Raw genomic sequence first — 7,361 nt, 5'->3', positions numbered from 1 at the left:
TTATAACCCCAATCATCCCTCATATAATGGGATCGATGACAATGATCCCTTTGGTGGTAACGATGGGCTGAACATGGCGATGCTGGTTGCTGGTGGTCCTGTACAAATTTTTTCAGGGGGGTACAGAAATTCCTATGACCTTGTGGTTACGGAAAAAAACAGGGTTTATGCTACCGATAACGGGGCCAACGTCAATTGGGGTGGACTTCCTGAAAATGAAGGAAATTCCCTATTGGTAAATAACAATTTTCCTGTTGGGGAACCAGGAGGTAATGCAAATAGTCCAAGTGCTTCGGGGGAATATGTCGACAACAAAGATCACCTTCACCTTGTTGCCAGGGATTTGGATAGTTTCATTTTTGGTTCTTATTATGGAGGGCATCCGACTCCGGTTAGGGCCAATCCCGGAAACCCATATTCACCGGGATCAAGTTTTCCCTTTAATCCAAGTGGTGCAGGTTTGTATACCAAATTTGTTGGTGATGATGATAACTGGTCCAATATAGTGCCTGATTTTCCGCCATCTGATAAATTCAGGACACAAATTCTTCAACCTATAGCTCCCGGGTCGCCGGGTTTTGACAATTATGCTGCCAACAGTCTTCCAGCCAATTGGCCACCTGTACCTTTGTCCATGGCAAATGGAAAAGAAGCAGATTTTATTGCCCCATCTTTGCCTAACCCGAATGGTCCTCAAACCGAAATCATTACCCAGTTGCCCATCAATTCGAATGGGATTGATGAATATAAGGCATCTAATTTTGCGGGCCAATTAAAGGGAGCTTTAGTGGTTGGAAAAAGTGGTGGGTTTCTACATTTAATTCACCTTAACCCAGAAGGATTATTAAATAACCTGGAAATAAATAAATGGAATCTGAATGGGGGCAATGCGCTGGGAGTTTCCTGTAATGCAGACGACCAAATTTTTCCGGGTACAATTTGGGTGGCTACCTATGACAATAGGATAATGGTACTGACACCTACAGATCAGGTGGTCTGTATCGCTAAAAATGATCCTAATTTTAATCCTTTGGCAGATTACGATTTTGATGGTTATACCAATCAGGATGAAATAGACAACGGAAGTGATTATTGTTCCGGTGCTTCCATCCCAAATGATTTCGATGAAGATTTGGTGTCAGATCTAAATGATACAGATGATGATGGGGATGGGATCCTTGACCAGCTGGACCCTTTTCAGTTGGGGGATTCCAGAAACCTCCCTATTAATAATGAACTATTTAGCAACCAGCTTGATGCTCAGGGAAGGCAAAGCGGGTTTTTAGGGTTGGGGCTGACTGGTTTGATGAACAATGGGGCGCTTAACCCTAATTGGCTTAACTGGTTGGATAAACCGAACGAAAGACCAGGTCCTGCCGATATTTACGGGGGGGCAGCTGGTGCCATTCAGGTGTCCATGACAGCTGGTACTGCAAATGGAACAGCAAATAATCAGGAAAAAGGTTTCCAATTCGGAGTCAATGTAGGTTTGGAGACGGGAAAATTCACAATCAGTTCTGGATTGCTTGGATTGACTTCTCCAGGTGCCCTTTATGAATATCCTGGTGCCGGTGAAGTGGGCATTCAAATGGGCGACGGGACCCAAAGCAATTTTATTAAATTGGTTTTTACATCTACCCATTTGATAGCGGCACAGGAGATCAATGATGTGCCTGATCCAAACCCAATCATGGTTTCCATTCCGGTTCAGAACCGACCCGATGCCGGGGTTTCGATTACTTTGGGCTTTGATGTTGATCCTTCGGATGGGTCGGTGAAGCCATTTTACAAATTTGGTAATGGAGATAAAACGCAAATAGGCAATATCTTTAGTTCTGGTGCTATAAAAAATGCCATTCAAAATACAGACAGGCCATTGGCCATTGGAATTTTCGGGACATCCAATGATACTGAGGGAGCATTTATTGGCGTTTGGGATTATTTCAGGGTGTCAGGAAACCAGCCTTATACCACCCGGGATTTGGGAAATGTTGAAAAAATCATTAACGATCCCGACCTCCTGATTAATCTAAACGAATACTTTGATGATAATGGAGGAAATCAGAATCTGACCTATGCGGTTGTGTCGAATACTTACCCACAGGTAGGCGCAAAGATTTCAGGAAATACGCTAACACTAAGCTTTCCAAACAATGAAGGTCAATCGGAAATCACGATTCGGGCGACGGATACAGATAACTTGTTTGTAGAGCAATCATTTCTGGTAAATGTGAATGTAGGGACCAAGGTGTTTCTGAGGATCAATGCTGGTGGAGGAACCCTGAATGATGCTTCGGAAAACCCGGATTGGTTGAGTAACAGTATCGCCGGAGCTGTGAATACAGAGGCTTACAATGTGAATGATGGAAAATTAAGCAACAATACTTTCGTTTTGGCCAAAAGGCATGCATCCATTCCTTCCTACATCAGTGATGAAATGTATTTGCAAATATTCAACACCGAACGATACAATATCGGGTCAAGCATGCAATTCAACATACCTATTCCAAACGGTGATTATTTGGTCAACCTTTATATGGGAAACGGCTATGTCGGTACTTCTGCGGCAGGACAGCGGGTTTTTAGCGTTGCAGTCGAAGGAGAAGTTCAATTACCTGAAGTGGATTTATCTGCCCAATATGGACATAATGTGGGAGCCATGGTGCAAATCCCAATTACCCTGGAAGATGAAGAATTAAATATCAATTTTATTAAAAATATAGAAAATCCACTAATTAATGGAATAGAGATCATCAGGAAATTTGGTTCCTTTATTCATAATCCAATTGTGGTGGTGCCTCCTGATAATTTAATTAACACTGCAGGGGAAGAGCTTGACGGCAGTTTGTTCATTGAAGCGACAGGAGGAGATGGAAACCTTAATTATTCCGCTGTAGGTCTTCCTCCATCCATAACTATAGAGCCTACAAATGGCACTATTTATGGGACTTTGGATGTAGACGCACATGTAAACAGTCCTTACCAGGTTACCGTAACCGTTGATGATGAAGATGGGACCAGCTCTGACGCAGTTGAAGTCAATTTTACCTGGACTGTAAGCTCCAGTTTACTTCAGCAAACCTGGAAAATCAAAAATGAATCTCAGCAATACACCGGCAGGCATGAAAATTCCTTCGTTCAGGCAGGCAATAAGTTTTATCTTCTGGGAGGACGGGAAAACAGCAAAACGGTAGAAATATATGATTATGCCAACGATTCCTGGACATCATTACCTAACAGTGTTCCTTTTGAGTTTAACCATTTCCAGGCAGTAGAATACCAGGGGCTCATTTGGGTGATCGGTGCATTCAAGAGTAATAATTTCCCCAATGAAATACCGGCAGATCATATCTGGATTTTTAATCCTGCCAGCCAGGAATGGATGCAGGGGGCTGAAATTCCCCAGGGAAGAAAAAGAGGTTCCGCAGGGGTTGTCGTTTACAACGGAAAATTTTACCTGGTCAATGGAAATACACAGGGCCATAGCGGAGGGGCGGTTAATTACTTTGACGAATTCGATCCCCAAACCGGAGAATGGACCGTCCTGGAAAACTCACCACAAGCAAGAGACCACTTCTTTTCGACAGTCGTAGGAAACGAAATGTATGTCATCTCTGGCAGGCGAAGCGGGGGAGATGGAGGAGTATTTAACCCTGTGATTCCGGAAGTTGATGTGTACAATTTCAGTACACAAACATGGAAGACCCTGCCTGCCGAACAAAATTTACCTACCCCCAGAGCAGGTGCAATTACCAACAATTACCTGGATAAAATAATTGTGGCGGGAGGAGAAGTGGGTGAACAAAGCCAGGCTCTTGCCATAACGGAAATGTACGATCCTGTGGAAGAATCCTGGTTTTTGCTGGAACCGTTGAATTTCCCCAGGCACGGCACTCAGGGTATTGTATCTGGTAAAGGATTATATGTATTGGCCGGTTCTCCGACAAGAGGTGGAGGCTCTCAGAAAAACATGGAAGTTTTCGGTTATGATCAACCAAAAGGGACCGCACTTATTGCAAGTGAACTTACCGTTGATGACCTGTTAACGCTAAATAGCGGAGAAACCAAAGGGGCCCAGCTTGGGGTTGTCAATGGAAATACCGGGATTTTTATTAGGTCAATTGCTATAAATGGCCCTGATGCTTCAAGTTTTATTATCAAATCTCAGCAAATAAATAAATTCCTGATAAAAAAGGATTCTCAATTCGATGTAGAAATAGAATATGTAGGAACAGGGGTTAAGGAAGCTGTTTTAGAGGTCAAATATGGGATAAACCAAACCAAAACGGTCCAATTGAAAGGTCAGAATGCTGGTCCGATAGTTAATTTAACAGCTTCTCCTATCAGTGGATTTGCTCCCCTACAGGTTGATTTCAGTAGTGCAGGTTCAATGGGTACTGGTGCGCTTTCCTTCCTTTGGGATTTCAAAGATGGAATTACCTCCACAAATGCTGATGTCAATCATACCTTTGTCAATCCCGGAAGTTATAATATAAGTCTTAAGGTAACTGATGAAAATGGTGAGTCGGCGATTGGCAACGTGGGGATAACGGTGAATGAATATGTCGAACCATCAGGTCCGGTATCCCTGCCAACGGCGTCGGTATCAAGTGGTAAGGCACCCTTGTCCGTCAACTTCACAGGTTCGGGATCCACTGGCAGCGGTACGTTAAGCTACCTGTGGGATTTCGGAGATGGCAGCAGTTCCACCCTTGTGGATCCAGTACATACCTTTACCACAGCAGGCATATATGCTGTTAAATTGAAGGTAACCGATGGCAATGGAAACGCTTCGGAGAACATGGTTGAAGTCACCGTGAACCCACCTGTGTTCATCCCTGAAGTTTCACTTTACCTGAACAGTGGCACTGCTAACGACGCCACCCTCGGGGGCAATACATTTGTGGGTGACGGCAAGTTCAGCAGTTATTATGGGGCATCAAACACCTATGCTAATTCCCCGGCCAGTAATGTTCCCTTGTACCAAACAGAAAGATTTTCGAAAACCCTGACCTACTCCATACCTGTTCCCAATGGTGTTTACCAGGTCAGCACCTACCATAACGAGCTATACTTTGGGACAAGCAGTGGCCCTGCCGCCCAGGCGGGTCAGCGTGTTTACAGCATTTTCCTGGAAGGGCAGTTGGTGCAGGCAAATTTTGATTTATTTGTAGCGAACAACAATAAGGAAACGGTGTTGGTATTTGAACAAATCACCGTTACGGATGGTGTGCTGAACATATCGATGACTGCCAGTGCAAACAATGCCCAGGTTTGTGGAATATCGGTAGTGTCAGGGCAATTGTCCGAACCCGATCCGGAATCAATAGCAGTCGCTTCGGTTAATTCCGGAACGGCACCCCTGTCTGTTAACTTTACAGGTTCGGGATCCACTGGCAGCGGTACGTTAAGCTACCTGTGGGATTTCGGAGATGGCAGCAGTTCCACCCTTGCGAATCCAGTACATACCTTTACCACAGCCGGGGTATATGCAGTTAAATTGAAGGTAACCGATGGCAATGGAAAAGATTCGGAGGACATCGTTGAAGTCACTGTGAACCCACCGGTGGTAAACCCTGAAGTTTCACTTTACCTAAACAGTGGCACAGTTAACGACGCCACCTTTGGGGGCAATACATTTGTTGGTGACGGCAAGTTCAGCAGTTATTATGGGACATCAAACACCTATGCTAATTCCCTGGCCAGCAGTGTTCCCTTGTACCAGACAGAAAGATTTTCGAAAACCCTGACCTATTCCATACCCGTTCCCAATGGTGTTTATCAGGTCAGCACCTACCATAACGAGTTATACTTTGGGACAAGCAGTGGCCCTGCCGCCCAGGCGGGTCAGCGTGTTTACAGCATTTTCCTGGAAGGGCAGTTGGTGCAGGCAAATTTTGATTTATTTGTAGCGAACAACAATAAGGAAACGGTGTTGGTATTTGAACAAATCACCGTTACGGATGGTGTGCTGAACATATCGATGACTGCCAGTGCAAACAATGCCCAGGTTTGTGGAATATCGGTAGTGTCAGGGCAATTGTCCGAACCCGATCCGGAATCAATAGCAGTCGCTTCGGTTAATTCCGGAACGGCACCCCTGTCTGTTAACTTTACAGGTTCGGGATCCACTGGCAGCGGTACGTTAAGCTACCTGTGGGATTTCGGAGATGGCAGCAGTTCCACCCTTGCGAATCCAGTACATACCTTTACCACAGCCGGGGTATATGCAGTTAAATTGAAGGTAACCGATGGCAATGGAAAAGATTCGGAGGACATCGTTGAAGTCACTGTGAACCCACCGGTGGTAAACCCTGAAGTTTCACTTTACCTAAACAGTGGCACAGTTAACGACGCCACCTTTGGGGGCAATACATTTGTTGGTGACGGCAAGTTCAGCAGTTATTATGGGACATCAAACACCTATGCTAATTCCCTGGCCAGCAGTGTTCCCTTGTACCAGACAGAAAGATTTTCGAAAACCCTGACCTATTCCATACCCGTTCCCAATGGTGTTTATCAGGTCAGCACCTACCATAACGAGTTATACTTTGGGACAAGCAGAGGTCCTGCTGCCAAGGCGGGTCAACGAGTATACAGCATTTTCCTGGAAGGGCAGTTGGTGCGGTCAAATTTTGATTTATTTGTAGCGAATAACAATAAGGAGACGGTGTTGGTATTTGAACAAGTCACTGTTACGGATGGAGTGCTGAACATATCGATGGCTGCCAGTGTAAACAATGCCCAGGTTTGTGGTATCAGGGTAATCTCCAGTGATAAAGTGTCACAGAATATTTCTAATCTCAGGGTATTGAGCCAGGAAGATTTGGATTTAGAATTGATGGAAGAAACCAATGATTCTGGAAGTGATTTCATTTTGTTATATCCAAATCCAGCAAGTGACTATATAACAATCGAGCTAGGTGTCGATATACCTTTATATGGTATATATATTTACGATATGGCTGGACGTATGGTAGTTGAAAGGGATACGAGGTTAGACGAAGAATCAACTTTTACTATTCCGGTTGGGTCTTTGTCGAAGGGCGTGTATATGGTTACATTAATAGGGGAAAATGGAATCATCAAACAATTTAGGTTGATATTGAAATCTTAGGGTGTTTCAAGAATAAATGGGCAACAAACCTAAAGCAGTTTTATTAAAATGCTGCAAATCCCCAAAATGGGGGAGTTAAGGAATCATGTTCTTTACGTCTTCTCAACTTGTTTTTGAAACATTTTATGAATGATGAAATTAAAGTGGGATTAGATTCATATTCCTGCATAATTGAATGACTTTTAAAGTTGTTCTATTCAAGAAAACAACTCAATAAGGAGTTTTCAAGATACTGCAGGGTCGG

At 44.0% G+C, this 7,361-nt stretch carries 1 protein-coding gene; it reads left to right on the top strand.

All coding sequences use genetic code 11. The features are described 5' to 3' along the window. Positions 1-73 precede the first annotated feature (73 nt). A complete protein-coding gene (locus HUJ21_RS06245; protein WP_291368086.1) occupies positions 74-7,117 on the top strand; it encodes a malectin domain-containing carbohydrate-binding protein in 7,044 nt (2,347 codons plus the stop codon). Positions 7,118-7,361 lie beyond the last annotated feature (244 nt).

This window comes from Cyclobacterium sp. (assembly GCF_014762705.1).
GTDB lineage: Bacteria > Bacteroidota > Bacteroidia > Cytophagales > Cyclobacteriaceae > Cyclobacterium.
The sequence above is the reverse complement of the archived record's forward strand: the minus strand, read 5'-3'. Positions and strand labels throughout refer to the sequence as shown.